This is a genomic window from Actinomadura napierensis, from assembly GCF_039529375.1.
Classification (GTDB): Bacteria; Actinomycetota; Actinomycetes; order Streptosporangiales; family Streptosporangiaceae; genus Spirillospora; species Spirillospora napierensis.
Genome location: NZ_BAAAMR010000061.1, coordinates 39,348 through 65,647, shown reverse-complemented (window position 1 = coordinate 65,647; position 26,300 = coordinate 39,348). Strand labels below are relative to the sequence as shown.

Here is a 26,300-nt window from a genome sequence, read left to right as displayed (position 1 = left end):
CGCCTCCCCGCCCCCTGCCTCCCCGGCTACGACTTCGCGCTGCTCGCCGCCGTCGGCGCGCGCCCGCTGCCGGTCGCGGTCGCCGCCGTCGTCCTCGCCGGGTTCGCCACGCCGCCGCTGGAGGCGGGGCTCCGGGCGCTGTGGCCGGACGTCCTGGACGGCCCCGAGCAGGTCGACGCCGCCTACGCCCTCGACGCCGCCGCCCAGGAGATCCTGTTCTCGGTCGGGCCGCTGCTCGTCGTCGGCGCCGCCGCCCTGAACACCGAGACCGCGCTCGTCCTCACCGGCCTGGTCGGCATCGCCGGCACCCTCGTCGTCGCCCTGTCCGGGCCGTCGCGCCGCTGGACGGGCCAGCCGCGCGCCGCCGACTGGGCCGGGCCTCTGCGCTCGCCCGGGCTCCGCGTCCTGCTGACCTCGCTGGGCTGCGCCGGCATCGCACTCGGCGTCTACGCGGTCGCCGTCGTCGCCTACGCCGAGCGGCTGGACAGCGGCATCGCGTCCGGGCTGCTCCTCGCCTGCATGGCGGCCGGTGCGCTGACCGGCGGCATCGTCTACGGCGCGCGCCGGTGGGAGGGCGACGCGCACCGGCGGCTGCCCTGGCTGCTCGCCGCGCTCGCCGCCGGATACGTCCCGCTCGTCCTCGCGCCGGGCCTACCCGCGATGTCGGTGCTGGCGTTCATCAGCGGCGTGTTCCTCGCACCCGTACTGGCCTGCAGCTTCACGCTCGTCGACCGGCTCGCGCCGGCCGGCACCGTCACCGAGGCGTTCGCGTGGGTCGTCGCGGCCGTCGGCGCGGGCGGCGCCGCGGGCTCGGCCGTCGCGGGCTTCGGCGAGAAGCTCGCCGGAGTGCCGGGCGCGTTCGCGGGCGCCGGGGTCGGCGGCGTCCTGGCCCTCACGCTGTGCCTGCTCGGGGCCCGGACGCTGCGTCCCGCCGCCGCCCGGCCCGTCCCGGCGCGCGTCCTCGGCTGACGCGGTGCTCTCTGACGGGTGTCAGATCCAGGACTTGAACCAGATCCGGGCGTGCCAGTCGTCGTAGGTGAGCGTCTGCGCCGCGAGGATCGGATAGAAATACGCGAAGTTCGCCAGCACCACCAGCAGGAACGCGCCCGCGGCGGCGGCGCCGACGAGCCGCCGCACCCCAGGCGGCAGCGGCTGCGGCACCGAGGACGGCACCGGCGCGACCCGCGCGCCGCCCGTCCCGTACGCCTCGTCCCGGAACCCGCTGTCCGCGAACCCGGTGTCCGGGAACGTGCCGTCCGCGAACCCGCTGTCCGCGAACCCGCTGTCCGGGAAGGCGGAGTCGTGCTCACCGGACGGCTGCGCGTCGGCGTCCGGTGACCGCCCGGACGCCGCCGAATGCGCGCCCACCAGCCCGGACGCGGGGCCTATCAGGTACCCGAGCACCAGCACGACCGCCAGCACCATGAACGGGATCAGCGGCGTCGCGTAGAACAGGAACATCGTCCGCTCGTGGAACGCCGACGGGAACCAGGTCAGCCAGCCGGCGAGGAATCCCAGCAGGATCGCCCCGGCCCGCCAGTCCCGCAGCATCAGCCAGATGAACAGCACCACGACCAGCGCCGCCAGCGCCCCCCACCACAGCGCCGGCGTGCCGATCCCGAGGATCTCCCGCGAGCACCGCGACGCGCCGCACGTCTTCGGCTCGGTGTAGAAGAACGCCACCGGGCGGCGCAGGATCGGCCAGTCCCACGGCCAGGACTGGTACGGGTGCTTGGCGTCCAGGCCGGTGTGGAAGTCCAGCATCTGCCGGTGGTAGTCCCACAGTTTCGGCATCGCCTCGAACGGCCGCCACCACCAGTGGCTCGACGCGTGGCCGCGCCCCCACCCGCCGGGCTTGAAGATCCAGCCCGACCAGGTCGCCAGATAGGTGATCAGCGCCACGACGACGAGCTGGACGAACGCGGGCGCCGCGTCCAGCAGCAGCGTCCCGGGGACCGGCTCGCGCACCCCGGCGGCGCGCCGCGCCCCGTAGTCCCAGCAGACCACCATCAGCCCGAACGCGGCGATGTAGAACACGCCGGTCCACTTGGTCGCGCAGGCCAGGCCGAGGCAGATCCCCGCCCCCCACCGCCACCCGTGCGCCAGGAACGGCCCGTACACCGACGTCGCGCCCGCCTCGATCTTGTCGGCGAGGGCGTGCCGGGAGCGGTCCCGGTCGTTCACCAGGCAGGCGAACCCGGCGAGGATCCAGAACATCACGAAGATGTCGAGCAGCGCGGCCCGGCTCGTCACGAACTCCAGCCCGTCCATCGCCAGCAGCAGGCCGGCCGCGCAGCCGAGCAGCGTCGACCCGGTCATCCGGCGGGCGACCCGGCACAGGATCAGCACCGACAGCGTGCCGACGAGCGCGGGCACGAACCGCCAGCCGAACGGCGTCGCGCCGAACGCCCACTCGCCCATCGCGATCATCCACTTGCCGAACGGCGGGTGCGCGACGAACGAGGGGCCCTGCCCCCAGATGTGGGCGTGCTGATCGGCGATCAGCATCTTGTCGGCGTTGTCGACGGTGTTGTGCTCCCACCCGAACTTCAGCAGGGCCAGCGCGTCCTTGGCGTAGTAGGTCTCGTCGAAGACCACGGCCTTGGGCTGCCCGAGCCGGTAGAACCGCAGGTAGCCCGCGAACAGCGTGACCAGCAGCGGGCCCAGCCAGCCCAGCAGCGCGCTGCCCGGGATGGCCGGGGCCAGCCACTCGCGCGGGGAGGGCGGCCGCCATCGGGACGCGTTCGCCGGAGCCAGATCCGTCGTCGCCATCTCGCAATCGTAAAGCCGCCCCCGGGCCGTCCGGTCTGCCCCCGGCACCCGGTGCCCCTGGGAGGATGAGAACGTGATGGGGACTTTGCTGCTGGCGGCGGCGCCGATCGGGCGGCCCGAGGACGCGTCGGCGCGGCTGCGGGCCGCGCTGGCGGACGCGCCGGTGATCGCCGCCGAGGACACCCGGCGGCTGCGCCGGCTCGCCGGCGACCTCGGGGTGGAGCTCGCCGCGCGCGTCGTGTCGTACTACGACCAGAACGAGCAGGCGCGCGCCGCCGAACTGCTCGGCGAGCTGCTCGCCGGCCGGGACGTGCTGGTCATCACCGACGCCGGGATGCCGGGCGTGTCCGATCCCGGGTACCGGCTGGTGCGCGCGGCGGTGGCGGAGGGGGTGCCGGTGACGGTGCTGCCGGGGCCGTCCGCCGTCACGACGGCGCTGGTCGTGTCGGGCCTGCCGACCGACCGGTTCTGCTTCGAGGGGTTCCCGCCGCGCAAGAAGGGCGAGCAGGCGCGGCGGCTGGCGGCGCTGGCGGACGAGCCGCGCACGATGGTGTTCTTCGAGTCGCCGCGGCGGCTGAAGGACACCCTGGACGCGATGGCGGAGGCGTTCGGCGCGGACCGTCCGGCCGCCGTCTGCCGCGAGCTGACCAAGACCTACGAGGAGGTCCGCCGGGGCGGCCTCGGCGAGCTGGCCGGGTGGGCGCGGGAGCGGGAGGTGCGCGGCGAGATCACGCTCGTGGTCGGCGGCGCGCCGAAGCCCGCCGGGCTGTCGGACCCGGCCGACCTGGTCGCCGCGGTCGCCGCCCGGGAGGGCGCCGGAACCCCGCGCAACCAGGCGATCCGGGAGGTCGCCAAGGAGAACGGCGTGCCGCGCGGGACCGTCTACGACGCTGTCGTCGCGGCCAGGAAACAATGACCCCGGGCGGAACGGTCCATGAGGGGAATTCCGGGGAATAGCTCCATCGGTGGCCCGCGCTGGACCACTATGGGACCGGCGGAGCCACCACAACTGGGGACCCCGCGGCTCAGAGCCCGGCGCGAGCCGGGAGACGGCACGAGATGCCGCCGGTAGCGCGAGAAGGCGTGACCGAGGGGGTGAGGGCCGTGCAGGACGCATGGTCGAGCCGTGAGGCATGGGTGTACGAGTGCCTGTGCTGTGAGACGACCTGGGACGAGGTGCTCGAGGTCCGTCATGTCGGGGACGGGCACGGGAACGAGGCCGTCATCTACCAGCGGAACGGGCAGCCGTGCACGACGCCGTGGACGGACTGCCTGTGCCCCAAGTGCCAGAGCCGCAACGTCAAGGCGTGGGCCGCGTCCCGCAAGGCGGGGGAGATCCCTCCCGCCCGCGACGGGCGCGACGTGGCGATGGTGTTCCACCTTCGCCGCATCCACGCCTGGTAGCGCACGCGCGATAGCGCGTGCCCGGCGGCGAGGGCGGGCGGCGAAGGCGGGAGCGGCCCCTAGCGGGCCGTGACCTCCGGGACCTTCCGCCCGACGGGCTCGGACGGGACCTCCAGCGTCCCGGCCGGGCCCGGACGGCCGCGCAGCCGCCGCCACCAGCCGTCCAGCCGGTGCCGGACCTCGGGGGTGAACGCCATCCCCGCGGCCAGCGCCGCCAGCGGGACGGCCGGCAGCACGTAGCGGTAGTCGAACTCGGCGGTCGCCGCGGGCGCGAGCAGCAGTCCGGTCGCCAGAGTCCACGGCAGCAGCGCCTCGCCGCCGAACCGCCGCCACAGCGCGACGATGCCGCCGAGCCCGAGCAGCAGGACGCCGCCGAGCATCGTCCCGCGCAGGTAGATCGCGTCCTGGTAGCCGCGCACGACGCCGGCGAACGGCTCGATCACGCGGGTGCGCGCGTCGCCGTGCTCGTAGCCCCGGGCCTCACCGGACGCCGTCGAGTCGGCGTCCATCCGCCAGTCGGGCAGCGCGTTGCTCTTCTTGCCGAACTCGTACTGCGAATAGGTCGCCTTGTCCGGGAAGACCGTCCGGTCCCATCGGAACACGCGGAAGAAGTCGTGCGCGACGACCTTCAGATAGGCGCCCGGCTGCCCCAGAATGGCGCGCTTGGCGAAGTCGTTGCTGAGCTTGTTGTTCTCCGGGCTGAACCGCGTGCCGGGGAACCGGTTGAGCGGCGAGCTGGCGTTCCAGATGCCGTCCTGCGAATTCGGCAGCCGGTTCGCCGGCTCGGTGCACAGCGGGTACTCGCTGACCGGCAGCCCGTGCATCTTGTGGCAGTCGGCGAACTTGTACACCCGGGCGTACAGGAAGATCCCGTTGCTCTCGGTGATCGCGAACTTGCCGCTGTCGACCTTGTACCAGGTCATGTAGGACAGCACGGGCAGCGCGCACGCCATCGCGGTGATCAGCATCATCCGCCACCCGGTGCGCCTGATCAGCATGTACACCAGCACGCCGAGCAGCACCGGCGCGCCCACCGACCGGGTCAGCCAGGAGAACCCGACGATCAGCCCGACCGCCAGCGCGATCTTCCAGGACGGCCGGTCGTGCCAGAGCAGCAGGGTCACGGCCAGCATCACCAGGAAGGTGAACGTGGTGTCGGACAGGACGAGGTGCTCCAGCTGGATCTGGTAGGCGTCGAACAGCACCGGCACCGTGGCGAGCGCGGCGCCCCAGCCGGGCAGCCCGAACTTGCGGCGCAGCAGCGCGTAGATCATCACGCCCATGGACAGGCCCATGAGGTGCTGGACGGCGGCGACCAGCGCGAAGCTGTGGAACGGCTTCAGCGCCCACAGCAGGAACGAGTAGCCGTCCGGCCGCAGCGGATGCGGGTACAGCCCCATCGCGACGTGCAGGTAGTCGAAGCTGTCGTTGAAGAACATCGCGGGCTGGTAGCCGACCATCACGACCAGCCGCAGCAGCGCCGCTGTGGCAATGATCACACTGAAGATCGGATGGCGCCGGGTCAGCGCCCAGAACCGGGCGGCGCGCCCGCGGACGTCGATGCGCCGGAGGATCCCGCGGACCCTGTCGGCGGGCGTCCGCTCCTCGCCGCCGGCGGGATCGTCCGCGCCGCCGGCCGGCGCGTCCACTTCCGCTCCGGCTGGCCGCTCCGTCCGCGCGGCGGAATCGGAGGAAGTCTCCGGATCCGCGTCGGGAGACTTTTCGATCTCCGGTCCGCCGGGCGTGTCGCGGGGCGGACCGGCGCCCGCCGCGACGTCCCCGGTCTCCGCCGTGACCTCGGCGCTCTCCGCCGTGCCGGCGTCCGCCGCGGTCGCCTTCGGCTCGGCACCGCGAGGCGATTCTGCCGCCACTTCGGCACCTCCCCTCCACCGCATCCATCCCGGACCGCCGGCACTGCGTTCTCCGCCGCGCGTCACAGTCGCCCCACCCTTTCCGGGCCGCCATACCCGTATGCTTGACGTCCTAGCCTGCCGCCCGGTTCGCGGCGGAGAGGGTTTTTCGGTTGCAACTAGGCAACACGATACGGGTGCTCTTATGGAGAGCGGCCACCATCACCCGTCCAGGGCAGGCATCATGAACGACAACGGGCCGCCGGGCGGATACACCATGAGATCAGTGAACAGCACCGCAGACGGTCACCAGGGGTAACGAAGGAGATCGCGTGGAACTCTCCGTAGTGATGCCATGCCTGAACGAGGCCGAAACGGTCGAGACCTGTGTCCGCAAGACGATCGGCTTCTTCGAGGACAGCGGTATCGACGGCGAGGTGGTCATCGCCGACAACGGCAGCACCGACGGCAGCCAGCAGCTCGCCCGGGACGCGGGGGCGCGCGTCGTGCCGGTGATCGACAAGGGCTACGGCAACGCCCTCATGGGCGGCATCCGGGCCGCGCGCGGCAAGTACGTCGCGATGGGCGACGCCGACGACTCCTATGACTTCACCACCCTTGGCCCGTTCCTGGACGAGCTGCGCGGCGGCGCCGACCTCGTCATGGGCAACCGGTTCAAGGGCGGCATCGCGCCGGGCGCCATGCCGCCGCTGCACCGCTACCTCGGCAACCCGGTGCTGAGCTTCGTCGGGCGGCTGTTCTTCGGCAGCAAGATCGGCGACTTCCACTGCGGCCTGCGCGCCTTCGAGAAGGAGGCGATCCTGCGGCTCGGGCTGCAGACCGGCGGCATGGAGTTCGCCAGCGAGATGGTCGTCAAGGCGACCCTGCAGAAGTACGACATCCGTGAGGTCCCGACCACGCTGGCGCCCGACGGCCGGACGCGCGCCCCGCACCTGAACACCTGGCGCGACGGCTGGCGGCACCTGCGCTTCCTGATGCTGTACAGCCCGCGCTGGCTGTTCCTCATCCCGGGCCTGCTGTTCATGACGATCGGGCTGCTGGCCGGCGTGGCGCTGTCCACCGGGCCGGTCACGGTCGGCGAGATCGCCTTCGACGTCGACACCCTGGTCGGCGCGTCCGCCGCGCTGGTGATCGGCTTCCAGGCGGTGCTGTTCGCGCTGCTCACCAAGGTGTACGCGATGCAGGAGGGGTTCCTGCCGCACGACCGCCGGGTGCAGAAGATCATCGACTGGTGGAGCCTGGAGCGCGGGCTGCTGCTCGGCGGGCTGCTGGCCATCGCCGGCCTGGCCGGGCTGGTCGCCTCGCTGCTGCACTGGCGGGTGCACAGCTTCGGTGAGCTGGAGCCGCGCGACTCGCTGCGCATCGTGGTGCCCGCCGCGACCGCGCTGGTGATGAGCCTCCAGGCGGTCTTCGCCTCGCTGTTCGTCAGCATCCTCGGCATCCGCCGCCGCCAGCACCCGCCGCTCACCGACGCGGCCGAGGAGGCCGCCGGCGTGGTGGACGCCGCCGCGCACAAGGTCGCGAGCGAGCGCAAGGCCGAGTCCGCCGGCGCGGACGCCGCGAAGGCCGGAGCGGACGCCGCCTCCGCCGCCTCCGCCGAGAACGGCGAGACGGTGGCGCACGCCGGCAGCGCGGCGGAGGTCGCCGGGACCGCCGGGACGTCCGAGGAGCGCTAGCACGGCGCCGCCGGGCCGCGGTGCCCGGCGCGGCGCGTCCGAACCGAGAAGTTGCTGAGGGTTTCCCGGCCCCGGACGCTCGCCCGTCAGGCGCTGTGACAGGCTGACATGACCATGGATCTTCGCTCCCTGACCGCACGCGGCCGGCGGACCGGACGGCCGTGAGCACCGAGGCCGCGCCGCCGGTCCTTTCCCGTCCGCCCACCACGCCGCCGGCGGGCCGGGGCGCGCCGCGGTCCGCGCGGCGCCGCCGCTGGGTACTGCTGTTCGTGCTCGGCTGGGCGCTGCAGGTCGCGGTGCGGCTGTGGCTGGCGTCCGGGCAGACGATGCCCGTCGCGACGCCGGACGAGTCGGGGTACCTGTTCGCCGCGCGGGTCCTGACCGGCGGCACCGACGCCGACATGTCGTACGGGACGGTGTACCGCGGCGGCTACCCGCTGCTGCTGGCGCCGGTGCTGTGGATCGCGCACGATCCGGTGAGCGTCTACCGCGGCGCGCTCGTCGTCAACGCCCTCATCAGCGCGCTGATGATGCCGCTGGCTTACCTGATGCTGCGGGTGCTCCACGTGCGCGCGCGCTGGGCGTACATGTTCGCGCACGTCACGGCGTTCCTGCCGGGGGTGCTGTTCTACTCCGAGTTCGTGCTGACCGACGCGGTCCTTCCGGTGGTCGTGGTCGGCTGGCTGCTGCTGGTGCACGCGTGGCTCCACGCCGACCGTACGCGCGCGCGGGGGATACCGCGCGTGACGCTGTACGGGGTGGGTGCCTCCCTGCTCGTCGCCTTCGCCTACACCTCCCATACGCGCGGGACGATCCTGCTGGGCGTCCATGCCGTGCTGCTGGTGGCGGCGCTGGTGTTCCGGTGGCGCCCCTGGCGCGGCGTGGCGGTGTCCACCCTCGCCCTCGCCGCCGCCGTGGGCGCCGGGACGCTGCTGAACCACTCGCTGCTGCCGCACATGTACCCGTCCGGCGACAACGACCTGAGCGGCAACCTCGTCCGGCGGGTCACCACGCAGGACGGCTGGGCCTGGATGCTGTCGCTCGGCACCGGCCAGATCTGGTACCAGGCCGTCGCCACGGGCGGGATCGCGGCGATCGGCCTCGTCACGGTCGCGGTCGCCGCCGCCCGGCGCGGCACGCCGCTCCGCGAGCGGACGCTGGCGCTCGGCGTGCTGGCGATCGTGGCGGGCATCGCCTTCGCGACGTCGGCGGCGCTCCCGGACGAGTACCGCATCGGCAATTACGTCTACGGCCGCTACCTGGCGTGCATCACGCCGGTGCTGTTCATGGTCGGGGTCGCCGTCCTGCTGCGGGCGCCGCGCCGGACGCTGGCGCTGGCGGCGGGATCGTCCGCCGCGCTGACCGTCCTGGCCGGGTTCGTGGTCGAGTCGTACGCCGGGACCCGGCTGACCCGGTACACGTTCACGCCGTACGACTTCCCGGAGACGTCCTTCCTGACCTGGGACTGGAAGTCCTTCCAGCTGTGGCACGCCACCATCGCCGGGCTGGTGCTGCTCGGCGCCGCCGTGGCGGCGGTGCTGCTGCGCCGCCACGGCCCGGCGCTGCTCGCGGGATTCCTCGCGGTCGTGGCGCTGACGATGTCGGTCACCGCGACGGACCGCATCGCCCACCCGCTCGTCAGCGCCGAGACCGCGCACACCGACCTGCGGAACGTCCGGGGGCTGCGGGACACGCGCCACCTCGCGATCGACTGGAACGTCCCGTGGACGATCCGGCTGTCGCAGTACTACTGGGCCTGGTGGAGCGACGGCGGCGTCTTCAACGCCCAGACCACGCCGGTGCCGCGGAACGCCGACATGGTCATCATGTGGTGGCCGAAGAACGTCCCGGCGGAGAAGTCGTGGCCGCACGGCGCGCCGGCCGGCTGGAAGGTCGTCGACGGCCGCCGCACCGTCGAGGGCGACTGGGTCGCCTGGACGCGCTCCTAGAAGGCGACCTTCCCGGTCGCGGCGCCGGGCGGCGGGTTCCACAGCTGCAGGACGCCGTCGGACGAGCGCCACATCAGCCGCCAGCCCCGCGCCGGGTCCGGCTTCCAGCCCGCGGCGATCTGCGACTCCTGGCCGCGCCAGTGCGTGTACAGCATCGGCCCTTCGAGGACGTCGCGCGGCAACTGCGGCACATAGTGCGGGAAGTCGCGGACCTCGCCGTGCCAGATGGGGTCGCCCCACATGTCCCGCGTGTAGAAGGTGAGGGTCTGCGCAAGGCGCCGGTCGGCGCAGATGAGCCTCAGGTCCTGGTGCTTGCCGAGGTAGATCCGCAGCTGGTTCCACGCCTTGTCGCGCGGCAGCTCGGGGACGGCCGTCACCGCGGCGTACACGTACGCGCCGCTCAGCAGCACCGCAACGACCGGGACAACGAGGGTCCGCAGCCGCAGCCGCGCGACCAGGCCGTCCGGGATCATCCGGAACATCAGGATCAGCGACCCGAACCCGCCCGCGAGCAGCGCGGGCAGCACCCCGAACCAGTACCGCTGCAGCCAGGCGCGCAGCGAGATGCTGTGCGGGTCGAGCACCCCGGAGAAGAGCGTCAGCGGCACGGCGAGGGTGAAGAACCACACCAGCACCAGGGCGAGCCGCCGGTCCCGGGTGACCGCGAACCCGACGATCGTCAGGACCAGCGCCCCGACGAAGACCGCCCCGAGCGGGTTCCAGTCGTGCATGGCGCGCAGGAACGAGCGGGCCGCCAGCGCGCGGGTCACGTAGTCGCGGGACTCGCCGCCGTGCTCGGCCGCCGAGATCAGCCCGGCGAGCGGGTTGCCCCACACGATCTGGTTGTGGACGAAGTTGAACACCAGCACGACGGCCATCGGCGCGCCGACCGTGACGTTGCGGCGCCACGGGATCCGCAGCAGCGCCAGGTAGGCGGGGATCGCCAGGAACAGGAACGCCAGGAACTCCCGGACCAGGAACGAGCAGCCGAGCAGCGCCCCGGCCGCCAGCAGGAACCGGGTCTGGACGCGGCCCTCCCGGCGGCTCGCCACCACCAGCGCCGCCATCCCGATCGCGAACAGCCCGGCGCCCGGCATGTCCGGCAGCATCACCCCGGTCGACCAGGTGATCTCGTGGCCGTACGGGTTGGTCATCGTGAAGAACGGGTGGACCAGCAGGACCCCGGCCGACAGCAGGCCCGCGACGTCGCCGAACAGCGCCCGCACGACCAGGTACGTGCCGACGAAGAACGCGATCGCGCCGAGCGCGGCGATCACGAAGTAGGCGGCCTGGCCGGGGCCGAGGACGTCCTGGACGAGCCGCGCCGGCAGCACCAGCCCGATCCGGGTCACCTGGTGCGGGACCTCGTCGAACGGGAACACGCCGAGCGGGATGTCCGGCCAGTCGCGGGCGGCGAGCCACACGTAGTACGGGTCGAAGTACAGGGGCGGTGTCATCAGCACCCACTGCGCGGCGACCGCGCACGCCCCCACCAGCAGCGCCAGCCACCACACCCGGCGGGTCCGGCGGATGCGGGCGAGCAGCCGCCGGGGCAGCCCGTCCGTCCGTCCGGCGGTCGTTTCCTGCGTGACGGCCGGCTGGTCGGCCGTGGTCTGCGGCATGGCTGGCTTCTGCCCCTGGATGGACTACAGGCTGGACTGCGCTGAACGCCGGACCAGGCTACTCGGGTGCCGGACCCGCCGTAGTCGGCCGTACCGGATCTGCGGCGAGCTTCCAGGGAACGATCATCGGGGGCCGGTTATCCACAGGTGGCGATATTGGTGCGGTTCAACGGGACGGCGCGACTACCCTTGATTTCATGTCCTCGTCAAGCCGACACATCCTGACCGCGCCCGCCTGGCCGTACGCCAACGGGCCCCGTCACATCGGGCACGTCTCCGGTTTCGCGCTGCCCGCCGACATGTTCAGCCGCTACCAGCGGATGGCGGGCAACAAGGTCCTGATGGTCAGCGGCACCGACGAGCACGGCACGCCGATCCAGGTGCAGGCCGACAAGGAGGGCGTGTCCGCCCGCGAGCTGGCCGACCGCTACAACGGCGTGATCGCCGAGGACCTGCACGGCCTCGGCATGACCTACGACCTGTTCACCCGGACCACCACGCGCAACCACTACGCGGTCGTCCAGGAGGTCTTCAAGGGCCTGTACGACAACGGCTACATCTTCCCGACCACCACGATGGGCGCGATCTCGCCGTCCACCGGCCGCACGCTGCCGGACCGCTACATCGAGGGCACCTGCCCGATCTGCGGCTACGACGGCGCCCGCGGCGACCAGTGCGACAACTGCGGCAACCAGCTCGACCCGGTCGACCTGATCAACCCGGTGTCGCGGATCAACGGCGAGACGCCGAAGTTCGTCGAGACCGAGCACTTCATGCTCGACCTGCCCGCCTTCACCGAGGTGCTCGGCCGGTACCTGCGCGGCAAGCAGAACGGCGCGCTGGCGTGGCGGCCGAACGTGCTGAAGTTCGCGCTGAACCTGCTCGACGACATCCACCCGCGGGCGATCAGCCGCGACCTCGACTGGGGCGTGCCGATCCCGCTGGACGGCTGGCGCGACAACCCGGCGAAGAAGCTGTACGTGTGGTTCGACGCCGTCGTCGGCTACTTCTCCGCCTCCGTCGAGTGGGCGCGGCGGTCCGGCGACCCGGAGGCGTGGCGCGCCTGGTGGCAGGACCCGGACGCCCTGTCCTACTACTTCATGGGCAAGGACAACATCGTCTTCCACGCCGAGATCTGGCCGGCGATGCTGCTCGGCTACAGCGGCCGGGGCGACAAGGGCGGCACGCCCGGCTCGATGGGCGCGCTGAACACCCCGACCGAGGTCGTGTCGTCGGAGTTCCTGACGATGGAGGGCAAGAAGTTCTCCTCGTCCCGCAACGTCGTCATCTACGTCAAGGACTTCCTGGAGCGCTACGACGTCGACGCGCTGCGCTACTACGTGGCCGTCGCCGGCCCCGAGAACAACGACACCGACTTCACCTGGTCGGAGTTCGTCCGGCGCAACAACGACGAGCTGGTCGCCGCGTGGGGCAACCTCGTCAACCGCTCGGTGAACATGGCCGCGAAGAACTACGGCGCCGTCCCCGAGCCCGGCGACCTCAACGACGCCGACCGCGCCCTGATGGAGCGCAGCCGCACCGCCTTCGCGAGGGTCGGCGCCGAGCTGGAGCGGTCCCGCTTCAAGAACGCGATCACCGAGGCGCTCGACGTCGTCCGGGACGCCAACAAGTACCTGTCCGACCAGGCGCCCTGGAAGCTGAAGGACGACCCGGCCCGCGTCCAGTCGATCCTGCACACCGCGCTGCAGGTCGTCGACGACGCCAAGTCGCTGCTCACCCCGTTCCTGCCGAACTCCTCGCAGAAGGTGTACGAGCTGCTCGGCGGCGAGGGCGTGTGGAGCGGGATGCCGCGGCTGGAGACGGTCTCGGAGGAGGGCGGCCCCGACTACCGCGTGCTGACCGGCGACTACGCCACCGCGGCGCGCTGGGAGTCCATGCCGATCAAGCCGGGCGTGCCGCTGGCCAAGCCGGCCCCCCTGTTCAAGAAGCTCGACACGTCCGTGGTGGACGAGGAGCTCGCCCGGCTGGAGGCCGAGTGAGCCCGGCCGGCGACGGCGGCGGGGAGGCCGCCCGGTCCTTCCCGCCGCTGCCCGAGCGGCTGCCGGTCGACGTCTTCGACAGCCACTGCCACCTCGACATCGTCGAGACGCCGGTCAGCGAGCAGCTGCACTCGGCGAAGGCGGCGGGCATCACCCGCATCGTCACGATCGGCTGCGACCTGCCGTCGTCGCGGTTCGCGGTGGACGCCGCGGACGAGTTCGACGACGTCTACGCGGGCGTGGCGATCCACCCGAACGAGACCACCGGGATCTCCGACGCCGTCCTGCACGACATCGAGGTGATGGCGGCCCATCCCAAGGTGAGGGCGATCGGCGAGACCGGCCTGGACTACTACCGCGACTGGGCGCCCAAGGCCGACCAGCACACGTCCTTCCGCGCGCACATCGCGATCGCCAAGCGCACCGGCAAGGCCCTGGTCATCCACGACCGCGAGGCCCACGACGACGTGCTGGCGATCCTGCGGGAGGAGGGCGCGCCCGAGAGGGTGGTGTTCCACTGCTTCTCCGGCGACGCCGAGATGGCGAAGGTCTGCGCCGAGCGCGGCTACGTGATGAGCTTCGCCGGCAACGTCACCTTCAAGAACGCCGAGCCGCTCCGCGAGGCCCTCCGCGTCGCTCCCCTCGACCTGATCCTCGTCGAGACCGACGCGCCGTTCCTCACCCCCGTCCCCAACCGCGGCAAGCCGAACGCCTCCTACCTGATCCCGCACACCGTCCGCGCGATGGCGGAGGTCAAGGACGTCGACCTGGCCGACCTCTGCACCGCCATCGCCGCCAACGGGGAACGCACCTTCGGCCCCTGGTAACCGGGTGCGGTCTCCCTTCCCGGGGGAAGGGAGACGATATGGACGCGGATGTCATCATCGTCGGCGCGGGCCTGGCCGGGCTGGTCGCCGCACACGAGCTGACCAGACGCGGGCGTCGGGTCGCACTGCTGGACCAGGAGAACGCGGCGAACCTCGGCGGGCAGGCGTTCTGGTCGCTCGGCGGCCTGTTCCTGGTCGACACGCCGGAGCAGCGCCGGCTCCGCGTCCGGGACTCCTTCGACCTGGCCTGGAACGACTGGCAGGGCAGCGCCGCCTTCGACCGGCTGGACGACGAGGACGCCTGGGCGGTCCGGTGGGCCCGCGCCTACGTCGAGTTCGCCGCCGGGGAGAAACGGTCGTGGCTGGCGTCCCACGGCATCACGTTCACCCCGGTGGTCGGCTGGGCGGAGCGCGGCGACCTGCGCGCCGACGGGCACGGGAACTCGGTGCCGCGCTTCCACATCGCGTGGGGGACGGGCACCGGCGTGGTGGCGCCGTTCGTACGCAGCGCCCACCGCGCCGCCGACGAAGGCCTCCTCACCTTCCACCACCGCCACCGTGTGGACGGCCTGACCCTGACCGGCGGCGCCGTGACCGGAGTGCACGGCACCGTCCTCGCCGGCGACGACTCCCCGCGCGGCGTCGCGTCCAACCGCGAGGAGACGGGGACGTTCGAGCTGTCGGCACAGGCGGTGATCGTCACCAGCGGCGGGATCGGCGGGAACCACGACATGGTCCGCCGCTACTGGCCCGACCGCCTCGGCACCGCGCCCACCCACATGATCACGGGCGTGCCCGCCTACGTGGACGGCCGAATGCTCGACATCAGCGCCGCCGCCGGGGCCCGCCTGGTCAACCGCGACCGGATGTGGCACTACACCGAGGGCGTGCGCAACTGGGACCCGATCTGGCCCGGCCACGCCATCCGCATCCTGCCGGGCCCGTCCCCCATGTGGTTCGACGCGCTCGGCCGGCGCCTCCCCGCCCCCTGCCTCCCCGGCTACGACACCCTCTCCACCCTTGAATACCTGCGCACCACCCCCGACATCGCCGCCTACGACCACTCCTGGTTCGTCCTCACCCAGAAGATCATCGAGAAGGAGTTCGCGCTGTCGGGATCGGAGCAGAACCCCGACATCACCAGCGGCGACCGCAAGGCGGTGCTGCGCGAACGCGTCCTGTCCAAGGGCGCACCAGCCCCGGTCGAGGCCTTCAAGCGCCACGGCGCCGACTTCGTCGTCGCCCCCAACCTCGGCGAACTGGTCGATGGCATGAACGCCCTCACCGACGAACCGCTCCTGGACGCGGCCCGGCTACGCCGCCAGATCGAAGCCCGCGACCTGCAGATCGCCAACCCCTACAGCAAGGACGCGCAGATCCAAGGCATCCGCAACGCGCGCCGCTACCTGGGCGACCGGCTCAGCCGCACCGCCGCCCCGCACCGCCTCCTCGCCCCGTCCGCCGGCCCGCTCATCGCCGTCAAACTGCACATCCTGACCCGCAAAACGCTGGGCGGCATCCAAACCGACCTGGACTCCCGAGCCCTGGCCCCGAACGGCAACCCGATAGACGGCCTCTACGCAGCCGGCGAGGTAGCAGGATTCGGCGGCGGCGGCGTCCACGGCTACAACGCCCTGGAGGGCACCTTCCTAGGCGGCTGCCTATTCACAGCCCGAGCCGCCGGCCAAGCCGCAGCCCAAGCCGCAGCCCAAGCAACCGCCTAACCCCACAAGCAACCCCCCACGCACCCAAGACACCCCGCACACCCACTCCCGCCCCACACGCGGACGGAGGCGGCCACACGCCCATGCGCAGACGAGAGGCGGCCACACGCGCGCGAGGCGGCCACGCGCGAGCGGCGGCCACCCACGGACGTGAGGCGGTCACACGCGCGCGTGGCGGTCAGGCGCAGACGTGAGGCGGCCAGATGGGCGGGCGGCGCATGCGCGCAGGGGCGAGAGGGTCATCCGCGGGCGGAGGCACTCATGCGCGGCCACGGTCGGACGGGGCTGGGTACGCGCGGGCGGCAGGCGGTGGGCGCGGAGGGGAGGCGGTCGTGGGCCGTTGGGGCGGGCCACGGGGCGGGGGGAAGGTGATCGTCCTTAAGCCGAGGGGGTGGTGGCCTGAGCGTTGCGATCGCGTGCGAAGCCAAGTTCGAGCTTGCGAGAACTTGATCGCGCAGCGAGCCCCCAGGGCGAGTCGGAGCGATGCAGCGATCGCCGCTTTGTCCGCCGAAGGGAGGGCCCCCAGGGCCCGACCGCCAAGGACAAAGCAATGAGCCGGGTGCGGACGGCCGGGCTCTGGCCGTCCGCACCGGCCCCCTTGCCTCTTCGCGGGTTTCCGCGCCCTGGACTCCCGCGGTCGGCGTGGGCTCCCTTCTCTTGCGGGCGGACTCTCGATTACTAACAGTAGTCAGATGATGACTCTGTGAATATGGCCGTTCGGGTTCGCTTCTTCTTACCCGAGGGGGCGGGGAGACCGCTGTGGGCGTTGAGGTGGCGGGGGACGGGCGTTCCGCTCTAGGGTCTGACGCTATCGATCGGCCGTCGCGCGAGCGCGCGAGTTGACCGGCGGGCACCCCCGAGCCCGCTCGGCCCCCCTGGAGGAACGGTGCGTCGAGCCCCTGCGGCTTCTGCTGCCCTGGCCGTGACGGTCCTGCTGGCGACGGCGTGCGGAGGCGGCGGATCGCCGAAGCCGGAGTCGACCGTCCGGGTGGCGGACGCGCCGCGGACGAGCGCCCCGGCGCCGCGCAAGGTCGTCATCGTCGTGGACAAGAAGAAGACGACCACGATGACCACGGGGACGACCGTCCAGCAGGTGCTGGACCAGGCCGGGATCCGGCTCGGCCGCTACGACCTGGTGAAGCCCGCGCGCGAGCAGCCTGCCGGGGGCACGGTCAAGGTGCTGCGGCTGCTGTCGAAGCCGGTCACCAAGACGGTGAGCGTGCCCGCACCGACGATCAGGAAGAAGAGCTCGTCGGTGCCGCCGTGGTCGGAGAAGGAGCTGCGCAAGGGCCGCACGGGCATCAAGGTCGTGCAGGTGGCCTACGTCCGGCGGAAGGGCAAGAAGGTCAAGGCGGTCATCGCGCAGAAGGTGAAGCGCAAGGCCGTCGCGCGGATCCTGGCGGTCGGCCCGAAGGCGGCGGCCACCGGTGCGGCGGCCAGGCTGAACTGGAGCGGGCTCGCCAACTGCGAGTCGCACGGCAATCCGAAGGCGGTGAACCCGTCCGGTTACTACGGGCTGTACCAGTTCTCGATGTCGTCGTGGGCGTCGGTCGGCGGGACGGGCAGGCCGTCGGACGCGAGCGCGGCGGAGCAGACCTACCGGGCGCAGCTGCTCTACAACCGGGTGAACGGGCGCTGGCAGGGGCAGTGGCCGGTATGCGGGAAGTTCCTGTTCTCCTGACCTGCCACACTTGTTCTCATGGGGGAGAGACGGGGGCTGCTCGGGCCGGCGGACGTGCGGGAGCTGGCGGGACGGCTGGGCATCAGGCCGACCAAGACGCTCGGGCAGAACTTCGTCATCGACGCCAACACCGTCCGGCGGATCGTGCGGGCCGCGGGCCTGGGGCCGGACGACGTGGTCATCGAGGTCGGGCCGGGACTGGGGTCGCTGACGCTGGCGCTGCTGCCGGAGGCGGGCCGTGTCGTCGCGGTGGAGATCGACCCGGTGCTGGCGGCGGAGCTGCCCGCGACGGTGGCCGCGCGGGAGCCGGAGCTGGCGGGCCGGCTGGAGGTCGTCCGCGCCGACGCGATGAAGATCACACGGGTGCCGGGCCCGGTGCCGACCGCGCTGGTGGCGAACCTGCCCTACAACGTCGCGGTGCCGGTCGTGCTGAACCTGCTGGCGGCGCTGCCGTCGCTGCGGTCCGCGCTGGTCATGGTGCAGGCGGAGGTCGCCGACCGGATGGTCGCGGCGCCCGGGAGCAAGATCTACGGGGTGCCGTCGGTGAAGCTCGCCTGGTACGGGGAGGCCCGCCGTGCCGGTGCGGTGGGGCGCGCGGTGTTCTGGCCGGCGCCGAACGTCGATTCCGGGCTGGTGGCGTTCACCCGCAGCGACCCGCCGCCCTCCGCCGCGTCCCGCGAGCAGGTGTTCGCCGTGGTCGACGCGGCGTTCGCGCAGCGCCGCAAGACGCTGCGGGCGGCGCTGGCGGGCTGGGCCGGCTCGGCGGCGGAGGCGGAACGGGCGCTGCGGGCGGCGGACGTCGATCCACGGGCCCGGGGCGAAGCGCTGGACGTGGCCGCCTTCGCCCGTATTGCCGAGTATGGTCCTTCAGACGTGGGGGACGGCGCGCGGAACGCCGGTACCGCCGGCACCGGCGCGATGGACGCCGGCACCGGCGCGATGAAAACGCGAGAGTCGGAGGACGATGGTGAAGGCGCGTTCGCGGACGGCGCGGGCGGGGACCAGGCGGGTTTGGACGGCGCGCGCCCTCCGGCCCGGCGCGGCGCGCAGGGCCCGGCTGCCGGTGGCGGCGACGGCGCTGGTGGCGGCGGGCGGGCTGGTCGCGACGGTGGCGGCGGGCTGCAGTGACGGCGCGGGCGCGGCTCCGAAGATAACGACGACCGCGCGGGCGGGCATCGCCCCGACCCCGCCGGCGAAGGGCGCCTACTTCGGCGCGTGGGTGCCGCCCGAGGTGGGGGGCGCGGCCACGAAGTCGCCCTCGGCGGGGGCGTCGAAGACCGCGTCCGGTACCCCGGAGGACAGCGCGTCCGGCACCCCGACGGGCACCCCGACAAGCACGCCCACCGGGAAGGACGCCGGCAAGCCGGGCATGGCGCCCGTCGCCGCGTTCGAACGCGACATGGGCCGGCAGCTGGACATCGTGCAGAGCTACCGGGGCTGGAAGTCCGACTTCCCCGCGGGCCTGGACTCCTCGGTCGTCGGCGGCAACCGGTACCTGCTGCTGACCTGGGCGGGCGCCGACACCAAGGAGATCGTGCAGGGCAAGTACGACGCGATGATCCGCGCCCGCGCCAAGGCGATCAAGGCGACCGGCAAGCCGGTGTTCCTGCGCTGGTCCCGCGACATGGACCGGTCGTCGCTGAAGGACCGGACGCACTCACCGGCGGACTTCGTCGCCGCGTGGAAGCACCTGCGGCAGATCTTCACCGCGGAGAACGTCGACAACGTGGCCTGGGTGTGGTGCCCGAGCGCCCGCGGGTTCGGCGCGCCCAACGCCGGCGCCTACTACCCCGGCGACGACCAGGTCGACTGGATCTGCGCGGACGCGCCGCCGGGCGCCGACTACGAGTACCGGGACCTGTCGGAGACGCTGAAGCTGTTCATGCAGTGGGCCCGCGGCCGGCACAAGCCCATCATGATCGCCGAGTTCGGGGTGCCGAAGTCCTACGGGCAGCGCCGCGCCGAATGGCTGCGGGCCGCCACCAGGACCCTGGAGGACCCGCAGGTCAAGGCCGTGGTGTACTTCGACTCGGACGAGCAGGCCGACGGCCCCCGCGACGAGCGGCGCGCCTACGCGGTGACGGGCGACACGCACGCGGTGTCGGCGCTGCGGGAGATGGCGACCGCGCCCTACTTCAATCCCCGCAACCTCCCGGTGACGAGCGGAGGCTGATCCCTGCCTTAGGGTTCTGGACGTGAGCGCAGTGAGGGTACGCGTCCCTGCCAAGGTCAACCTCCAGCTCGGCGTCGGGCCGATCCGGGAGGACGGCTACCACGATCTCGTGAACGTGTTCCACGCCGTGTCGCTGTTCGACGAGGTGACCGCGGAGTCGGCCGACGGCCTGGAACTCGCGGTCGAGGCCGCGCCGTACTCGCGGGTGGCGATCGGCCGCGTCCCGACCGACGCCGGCAACCTGGCGGCGCGGGCGGCGGTCATGGTCGCGGCCCGGCTCGGCGTCGAGCCGCTGGTGCGGCTGCGGATCCGCAAGGCGATCCCGGTCGCCGGCGGCATGGCGGGCGGCAGCGCGGACGCGGCGGCGGCGCTGGTCGCCTGCACCCGGCTGTGGGACGACCGGGAGCGGCCGGCGCTGGCCCGCGGCGACCTGCTGGAGATGGCCGCCGACCTCGGCAGCGACGTGCCGTTCGCGCTGCTCGGCGGCACCGCCATCGGCGTCGGGCGGGGCGAGCGGCTCACCCCGGCTCTCACCCGCGGGACGTTCCACTGGGTGTTCGCGACCGCCGACGGCGGCCTGTCCACGCCCCGCGTCTACGCCGAGTGCGACCGGCTGCGCGAGGCCGCGGGGGAGAGCGCCCCCCGGCCCACGGTCGCGGAGGACCTCATGACGGCCCTGGCGACCGGCGACGCCAAGGCGCTCGGCGCCGCGCTCGCCAACGACCTGCAGCCCGCCGCGCTGCGGCTGCGGCCGTCGCTGGCCCGCACCCTGAACGCCGGCCGCGACCTCGGCGCGATCGGCGCGCTGGTGTCGGGATCCGGCCCGACCTGCGCGTTCCTCGCCGAGAGCGACGAGGACGCCGCCGACCTCGCGGTGGCGCTGGACGGCGCGGGGGTCGCCGAGCAGATCGTCCGGGCGCAGGGCCCGGTGCCCGGCGCCGCGGTGCTCTGAGCGCCGCCGCCGTCCGGTCTCGTCGCAGCGTTCCGATCCGATCACTGTGTGCTCTCGGCACACAAGCGAACTCCCGGCGCTCCGCGGGCGTCTTGATCGGTGACGCCGATTCCCGACGAGGTGGAGCGATGACGTATCTGACGGGGCTGCTGGCGCTGGTGGCGGTCGCGATGGTGGCGACGCTCGCGGTGCGGGCGGTGCGCCGCGACCGGGCGATCCGCCGCGACGCCCCGGACGCGGTGATCTCCGCCCGGCGCCCGCCGCTACGCTGATGCCAGGCGGGCGCCACGGCGGGCCACGCGCGTCCGTGCGCGCCCGGCGCCGCAGCGTTCCCCGAAGTGCAGCGTCCCCCGAAGTCAGGAACCCGCATGGTCGCCCTCCTGCTGATCGTCCTGGTCCTCCTCGTCGTCGCCGCCCTGGTCGCGGTGATCGTCGTGGCCGCCGTCGCGAGCTCCCGGAAGCGCGCCGCGGGTTCGACGGCGTACCGGCCGCCCGGCGCCCCGTACCCGCCGCAGCCGCCGTACGGCCGGCCGGCGCAGCCCGGCCCGTACGGCCAGCCGGGCCAGCCGGGCCAGCCGGGCCAGCCCGACCCGTACGGCCGGCAGGGCCCGCCCGGGCCGCCGGCGCCGCCTCAGGGCTGACCGTCCGGGCAGGGCGCGCGGGGCAATAGGCTGGACGGCGTCGTGAATCTGATCAACGTTGAGAACGTCGTCAAGGCGTACGGGCCGAAGCCGCTGCTGGACGCCGTCTCCCTCGGGCTCGACGAGGGCGACCGGATCGGCGTCGTCGGCCGCAACGGCGGCGGCAAGAGCACGCTGGTGCAGGTCCTGGCGCGCGAGGTCGAGCCGGACGAGGGCCGCGTCACGCACACGCGCGGCCTGCGGCTCGGGTACCTGACGCAGCGGGACGTGTTCGCGGAGGGCGCGACGGTCCGGTCGGTGGTGCTGGGGGACCGCGCCGAGCACGAGTGGGCGGGCGACACCCGCGCCCGCGAGGTCCTCGCCGGGCTGCTCGCCGACGTCGACCTGGACGCGCCGCTGGCCGGGATGTCGGGCGGGGAGCGGCGCCGGATCGCGCTGGCGCGGCTGCTCGTCCCCGAGTCCGACCTGCTGATGCTGGACGAGCCGACCAACCACCTCGACATCGAGGCGATCGCGTGGCTGGCCCGGCACCTGAAGGGCCGCCGGGTCGCGCTGCTGGTCGTCACGCACGACCGCTGGTTCCTCGACGAGGTGACCGAGCGGACGTGGGAGGTCGTGGACGGTTCCGTCGAGCGCTACGAGGGCGGGTACTCCGCCTACGTGCTGGCGAAGGCGGAGCGGTCCCGGATCGCGGCGGCGACGGAGACCAAGCGGCAGAACCTGCTGCGCAAGGAGCTGGCGTGGCTGCGGCGCGGCCCGCAGGCCCGCACGTCCAAGCCGAAGTTCCGGGTGGACGCGGCGCAGGCGCTGATCGCCGACGAGCCGCCGCTGCGCGACTCGGTGGAGCTGACGACGTTCGCGACCGCGCGGCTCGGCAAGACCGTGTACGACGTCGAGGACGTCGGCGTGCGGGTCGGCGGGCAGGAGATCTTCGAGCGGATGACGTGGCGGCTCGGCCCCGGCGACCGGGTCGGGCTGGTCGGCGTCAACGGCAGCGGGAAGAGCACGCTGCTGCGGCTGCTGGACGGCTCGGTGGAGCCGGTGTCGGGCAAGGTGGTGCGGGGCAAGACCGTCCAGCTCGCGCACCTGTCGCAGAACCTGGAGGAGCTCGACCCGGAGCGCCGCGTCCTGGAGTCGGTGGAGGAGATCCGCCGCCGCATCACGGTCGGCAAGCGCGACTGGACGGCGAGCCAGCTGCTGGAGCGGCTCGGGTTCGTCGGCGACCGGCAGTGGACGCCGGTCGGCGACCTGTCGGGCGGCGAGCGGCGCCGCCTGCAGCTGCTGCGGCTGCTGATGCGCGAGCCGAACGTGCTGCTGCTGGACGAGCCGACCAACGACCTCGACATCGAGACGCTCACCGAGGTCGAGGACCTGCTGGACGGCTGGCCCGGCACCCTCGTCGTCGTCAGCCACGACCGGTACTTCCTGGAGCGCATCACCGACCACGTGGTGGCGCTGCTCGGCGACGGGCGGGTGTCGATGCTGCCGGGCGGCGTCGACGAGTACCTGGAGCGCCGCGCCGCCGGCACGGCCCGCACCCGGACGGCCCAGGTGCACGCGCAGGAGGCGCCCGCCGCCGCGCCGCCGAAGCCGAAGGGCGGGCAGGACTGGAAGGCCCGCAAGGAGCTGGACCGGCTGGAGCGCCGCCTGGAGAGGCTGTCCGGGCAGGAGGCGGAGCTGCACGAGAAGCTCGCCGCGCACGCCACCGACTTCGTCAAGCTCCAGGAGCTGGACGGGAAGCTGAAGGAGATCCAGGCGGAGGCGGCCCGGGTCGAGGAGGAGTGGCTGATGCTCGCCGAGGACGTCGACTAGGTCCGGACATCGGCGGAAACCCTGGTGCTCGCCGTCCGGAATCGTCATGATCCACCAATGACGACTTGGATCGTGAAGATCGACGATGCGCCGGGGGACGGGCCGCGGCTCGCGGTGAAGGACGCCATCGACGTGGCCGGGCTGCCCACCACGGCGGGCAGCCGGGCGGTGGCCGAGCGCGCCGGGCCGGCGGCGGTGGACGCGGCCGTCGTCGCGTCCGCCCGCGCGCAGGGCGCCCGCATCGCCGGCAAGGCCAACCTCACCGAGTTCTGCCTGGCCGCCGACGGCGTCAACCCCTGGTCCGGGACGCCGGTGAACCCGCTGGACCCGGCGCGGGTGCCGGGCGGGTCGTCCAGCGGGTCGGCGGTGGCGGTGGCGTCCGGGGAGGCCGACGTCGCGTTCGGCACCGACACCGCCGGGTCCGTGCGGATCCCGGCGGCGTGCTGCGGCATCGCGTCGCTGAAGACCACGAACGGGCGCGTCCCGCTGGACGGCGTCTACCCGCTGTCGCCGACGCTCGACACGGTCGGGCCGATGGGCCGCGACGTCGCCGCCGTCGTCACCGGCATGCGGCTGATCGAGCCCGGTTTCACCCCGGACGCCTACGACCCGGACCTGCCGGTCGGGCGGCTGCGCGTCCCGAACGTGGACCCCGCGATCGACGCGGCCGTGGACGGCGCGCTCCGCCTCCTCGGCCCGATCACCGATGCGACCTGCGAGCACTTCCAGGACGCGGCGCTCGCCAACGGCGTGTTCGTCGGCGAGGAGGCGCACGCGCAGAACGGGCACCTGCTCGGCGACCCGTCGAAGATCAGCGAGCGGATGCACCGGCGGCTGACCGTGCTGAAGGAGGCCGCGTCCGGCCGCCGGTCGTGGGCGGAGGACGTGCGGAAGACGCTCAGGGCGGAGTTCGACGAGCTGCTCGCCCGGCACGGGGTGCTCGCGCTGCCGGTGCTGGCCGGGGTCGCGCCGGAGCCGCCGGACGGCGACGACGACCTGCTGCTGACGATGCTGACCGGCCCGGTGAACGTGGCGGGGCTGCCGGCGTTCGCGCTGCCCGTCCCGCTGCCCGGCTCGCATCTGCCCGCGTCCGTCCAGCTCATCGGACCGGCGGGCGGCGAGGAGCGGCTCTGCGCCGTCGCCGCCGCACTCGAATCCGCGCTGCGCTGACCTGCGGCGGGGATGAGGGTCAGGCGTCGAAGGGGATCAGGAGGGTGCGCAGCAGGACGGCCAGGGTCTCGTGCTGCTCGGGGCTGAGCGCTTCAAGGATGGCCTCCTCGCGCGCCAGCAGGTCGGCGAACGCGGTGTCCACGCGGGTCAGGCCCGCCTCGGTGAGGCGGACCTGGACGCCGCGCTTGTCCTGCGGGTCGGGATGCCGCTCGACCAGGCCCGCGGCGGCGAGCCGGTCGATGCGGTTGGTCATCGTGCCGGAGGTCACCAGCGTCGCGCGCAGCAGTTGCCCGGGGCTGAGCTGGTAGGGGGAGCCGGCCCGGCGCAGCGCGGTGAGCACGTCGAACTCCCACGACTCCACCTGGTGGGCGGCGAACACGGCGCGGCGGGCGCGGTCGAGGTGGCGGGCCAGCCGGGAGACGCGGCTGAGGACCTGGAGCGGCCGGACGTCCAGGTCCGGGCGCTCGGCCTGCCATGCCGCGACCAGCCGGTCGACCTCGTCCTCCATGCCGCAAGCCTACCTGTCTTGATGTCGAGGGACCTGTGGCCGGGCCCGGCTAACCGAACAGGGTTCGCTCGACGTGCTGGGTGTCGGCGTACTCCTTGACCGACACGATCCTGCCGTCCCGGACGACGTAGATCCCGGCGCACGCGTTGTCGTAGATCTTGCCCGACCTGGTGATCCCCTTCGCCGTCCACTCGGCGAGCACCTGGTCGCCCTCGGCGATCACGTTGACCAGCGCGACCTCCGGCGCGGTGCCCGGCTTGAACAGGCCGCCGGTCGCGGCCCCGAGGAAATCGTCGACGATCGCGTCGCGGCCCTTCCAGGTTCCGGTGAGCGGCAGGTCGCCCGGGTAGGTCCAGGTCGCGTCCTCGGCGAAGCTGTCCCTGATCGTCTCCAGGTCCCCGTCGGCGACGGCCTGGACGTAGCGGACGACGACATCCTTGGCGTTCATGGCGTTCTCCTCTTGTGCGTTCAGCGGTCGATGGTCAGGACGGCGTTGCCGCGCACGCGGCGTTCGCGCAGGTCGGTGAGGACGGCGGCGGTCTCGGCCCAGTCGGCGACCCGCCCGATCTCCGGGTGCAGCCGCCCCTCGGCGACGAGCCGGACCAGGACGGCCAGGTCGTCGGCGTCCGCGGTGCCGGCGTCCTCGTAGTGGAAGTGCCGGATGGTGGCCGATTCCGGCCCGTCGAAGAACCGGAAGAAGTCCAGCGTCACCGGGGTCCGGGACGCCTGCCCGAACCAGATCAGCGTGCCGCGGCGGCGCAGCCGCTCCAGCGCGGCCGGGAACTGCGCGCCGCCGGTCGACTCCAGCACCAGGTCGAACGGGCCCCGCGCGGACGCCGCGTCCGGCACCACCGCGGCACCGAACTCCGCCAGCCGCCGGCCCCGCTCGGTCGTCGCCGACACCGCGGTGACCTCCGCGCCCGCCGCCACGGCCAGCTCGGTGACGTAGTGCCCGACGCCGCCGGACGCCCCCGTGATCAGGACCCTCCGCCCGGCCAGGGACCCGGCGGTGCGCAGCAGCCGCAGCGCGGTGAGGCCCGCCAGCGGCAGCGCCGCCGCCGTCTCGGCCGGAACCCGATCGGGCAGCTCCGCCAGCGACGACGCCGGCACCGCGACGTACTCGGCCCAGCCCGCCGCCGGCGGGTGCCCCACGACGCGCGTCCCGCACGCGGGACCCGACCCGTCCGCCGCCGCCTGCACGACCAGGCCCGCCACGTCCTTGCCGGGCCGCCAGCCGGGGCGGTCGCCCTCCAGCTGGAACGTCTCGCCGCGGTTCACCGAGAACGCCGCCACCTTCACCAGCGCCTCGTCCGCGTGCGGCACCGGCTCGTCGGCATCGGCGAACGCGACGGTCTCCCGCGCGTCGCCGGTCGGCACGAGTGCCTTCACGACCCCTCCTCAGATCCCTGCCGGCGGCCTTCCGCCGGCCCGGTGGACCCAGTGGACCGTGCCGCCAATACCCCCGTCCAACAGCTGTTGAGCAGCTATGACAACCGACGGTTGTCACGGCAGGTCCAC

The 26,300-nt window shown here is 73.1% G+C and carries 21 protein-coding genes and 1 pseudogene; 16 read left to right on the top strand and 6 right to left on the bottom strand.

Annotated features, from left to right (window positions below):
- Positions 1 to 969, top strand: a 969-nt coding sequence (locus ABD296_RS29740; RefSeq protein WP_344274382.1) for an MFS transporter, incomplete at its 5' end; no start/stop codon positions are given.
- 21 nt (positions 970 to 990) lie between these two features.
- Here ABD296_RS29740 and ABD296_RS29735 read toward each other — a convergent pair.
- Positions 991 to 2,772 carry a dolichyl-phosphate-mannose--protein mannosyltransferase gene (locus tag ABD296_RS29735; RefSeq protein WP_344274380.1) on the bottom strand — a complete coding sequence of 594 codons (1,782 nt, stop codon included), beginning with the start codon at positions 2,770 to 2,772 and terminating at the stop codon, positions 991 to 993.
- A gap of 76 nt (positions 2,773 to 2,848) precedes the next feature.
- Between ABD296_RS29735 and rsmI the strand changes: the two genes are divergently transcribed.
- Complete coding sequence (rsmI, locus tag ABD296_RS29730; RefSeq protein ID WP_344274377.1) at positions 2,849 to 3,688, top strand: 16S rRNA (cytidine(1402)-2'-O)-methyltransferase; 840 nt, start codon at positions 2,849 to 2,851, stop codon at positions 3,686 to 3,688.
- 167 nt (positions 3,689 to 3,855) lie between these two features.
- Entirely contained in the window at positions 3,856 to 4,176 is a 321-nt protein-coding gene (locus ABD296_RS29725; protein WP_344274374.1) for a hypothetical protein, read from the top strand.
- Positions 4,177 to 4,235: 59 nt separating this feature from the next.
- Here ABD296_RS29725 and ABD296_RS29720 read toward each other — a convergent pair whose 3' ends face one another.
- The gene (locus ABD296_RS29720) at positions 4,236 to 6,047 is read right to left on the bottom strand and encodes a glycosyltransferase family 39 protein (RefSeq protein ID WP_344274371.1); all 1,812 of its coding nucleotides are present in this window, start codon (positions 6,045 to 6,047) and stop codon (positions 4,236 to 4,238) included.
- Between the two features lie 311 nt (positions 6,048 to 6,358).
- On the opposite strand from ABD296_RS29720, the gene ABD296_RS29715 reads away from it, so the two are divergent.
- Together ABD296_RS29715 and ABD296_RS29710 are read left to right on the top strand one after the other, a co-directional pair.
- Positions 6,359 to 7,723 carry a glycosyltransferase family 2 protein gene (locus ABD296_RS29715; RefSeq protein WP_344274368.1) on the top strand — a complete coding sequence of 455 codons (1,365 nt, stop codon included), beginning with the start codon at positions 6,359 to 6,361 and terminating at the stop codon, positions 7,721 to 7,723.
- A gap of 161 nt (positions 7,724 to 7,884) precedes the next feature.
- On the top strand, positions 7,885 to 9,672 hold the full coding sequence (locus tag ABD296_RS29710) for a hypothetical protein (RefSeq protein ID WP_344274366.1): 1,788 nt from the start codon (positions 7,885 to 7,887) through the stop codon (positions 9,670 to 9,672).
- Here the strand turns inward: ABD296_RS29710 and ABD296_RS29705 are convergent.
- Entirely contained in the window at positions 9,669 to 11,294 is a 1,626-nt protein-coding gene (locus ABD296_RS29705; protein ID WP_344274363.1) for an ArnT family glycosyltransferase, read from the bottom strand. The genes ABD296_RS29710 and ABD296_RS29705 overlap by 4 nt on opposite strands.
- Before the next feature lie 197 nt (positions 11,295 to 11,491).
- Here ABD296_RS29705 and metG point away from each other — a divergent pair, with 197 nt between their 5' ends.
- The 11 genes and pseudogenes from metG (at position 11,492) to ABD296_RS29650 (ending at position 24,274) form a co-directional block, all read left to right on the top strand.
- Positions 11,492 to 13,294 (top strand): methionine--tRNA ligase, encoded by a 1,803-nt coding sequence (gene metG / locus ABD296_RS29700; protein WP_344274360.1) that lies wholly within the window; start codon positions 11,492 to 11,494, stop codon positions 13,292 to 13,294.
- Positions 13,291 to 14,121, top strand: a complete 831-nt coding sequence (locus ABD296_RS29695; RefSeq protein ID WP_344274355.1) for a TatD family hydrolase — start codon at positions 13,291 to 13,293, stop codon at positions 14,119 to 14,121. Before metG ends, ABD296_RS29695 begins: the two co-directional genes overlap by 4 nt.
- A 38-nt stretch (positions 14,122 to 14,159) precedes the next feature.
- Positions 14,160 to 15,845, top strand: coding sequence for an FAD-binding dehydrogenase (locus ABD296_RS29690; protein ID WP_344274353.1), 1,686 nt, complete (start codon positions 14,160 to 14,162; stop codon positions 15,843 to 15,845).
- Between the two features lie 886 nt (positions 15,846 to 16,731).
- Positions 16,732 to 17,526: a transglycosylase family protein gene (locus ABD296_RS29685; RefSeq protein ID WP_344274350.1), complete on the top strand. Its 795-nt coding sequence runs from the start codon at positions 16,732 to 16,734 to the stop codon at positions 17,524 to 17,526.
- An 18-nt stretch (positions 17,527 to 17,544) separates the two neighbouring features.
- Positions 17,545 to 18,393, top strand: a pseudogene (gene rsmA / locus ABD296_RS29680) (16S rRNA (adenine(1518)-N(6)/adenine(1519)-N(6))-dimethyltransferase RsmA); the annotation flags it as partial.
- Positions 18,394 to 18,589: 196 nt separating this feature from the next.
- Positions 18,590 to 19,699 carry a glycoside hydrolase family 26 protein gene (locus tag ABD296_RS29675; RefSeq protein ID WP_344274347.1) on the top strand — a complete coding sequence of 370 codons (1,110 nt, stop codon included), beginning with the start codon at positions 18,590 to 18,592 and terminating at the stop codon, positions 19,697 to 19,699.
- A gap of 31 nt (positions 19,700 to 19,730) precedes the next feature.
- Positions 19,731 to 20,651 carry a 4-(cytidine 5'-diphospho)-2-C-methyl-D-erythritol kinase gene (locus ABD296_RS29670; RefSeq protein WP_344274388.1) on the top strand — a complete coding sequence of 307 codons (921 nt, stop codon included), beginning with the start codon at positions 19,731 to 19,733 and terminating at the stop codon, positions 20,649 to 20,651.
- Positions 20,652 to 20,779: 128 nt separating this feature from the next.
- The gene (locus ABD296_RS29665) at positions 20,780 to 20,923 is read left to right on the top strand and encodes a hypothetical protein (RefSeq protein ID WP_344274344.1); all 144 of its coding nucleotides are present in this window, start codon (positions 20,780 to 20,782) and stop codon (positions 20,921 to 20,923) included.
- Positions 20,924 to 21,019: 96 nt separating this feature from the next.
- Positions 21,020 to 21,292, top strand: a complete 273-nt coding sequence (locus ABD296_RS29660) for a hypothetical protein (RefSeq protein WP_344274341.1) — start codon at positions 21,020 to 21,022, stop codon at positions 21,290 to 21,292.
- A 42-nt stretch (positions 21,293 to 21,334) separates the two neighbouring features.
- Positions 21,335 to 23,104, top strand: a complete 1,770-nt coding sequence (locus ABD296_RS29655) for an ABC-F family ATP-binding cassette domain-containing protein (RefSeq protein ID WP_344274338.1) — start codon at positions 21,335 to 21,337, stop codon at positions 23,102 to 23,104.
- 57 nt (positions 23,105 to 23,161) lie between these two features.
- Positions 23,162 to 24,274, top strand: a complete 1,113-nt coding sequence (locus ABD296_RS29650; protein WP_344274335.1) for an amidase — start codon at positions 23,162 to 23,164, stop codon at positions 24,272 to 24,274.
- A 19-nt stretch (positions 24,275 to 24,293) separates the two neighbouring features.
- Here the strand turns inward: ABD296_RS29650 and ABD296_RS29645 are convergent, their stop codons facing one another.
- The 3 genes from ABD296_RS29645 to ABD296_RS29635 are packed head-to-tail and all read right to left on the bottom strand — an operon-like array spanning position 24,294 to position 26,171.
- Entirely contained in the window at positions 24,294 to 24,782 is a 489-nt protein-coding gene (locus ABD296_RS29645) for a MarR family winged helix-turn-helix transcriptional regulator (protein WP_344274332.1), read from the bottom strand.
- A gap of 49 nt (positions 24,783 to 24,831) precedes the next feature.
- Entirely contained in the window at positions 24,832 to 25,230 is a 399-nt protein-coding gene (locus ABD296_RS29640; protein WP_344274329.1) for a nuclear transport factor 2 family protein, read from the bottom strand.
- Between the two features lie 20 nt (positions 25,231 to 25,250).
- Complete coding sequence (locus ABD296_RS29635; RefSeq protein ID WP_344274326.1) at positions 25,251 to 26,171, bottom strand: zinc-binding dehydrogenase; 921 nt, start codon at positions 26,169 to 26,171, stop codon at positions 25,251 to 25,253.
- Between the last annotated feature and the right edge of the window lie 129 nt (positions 26,172 to 26,300).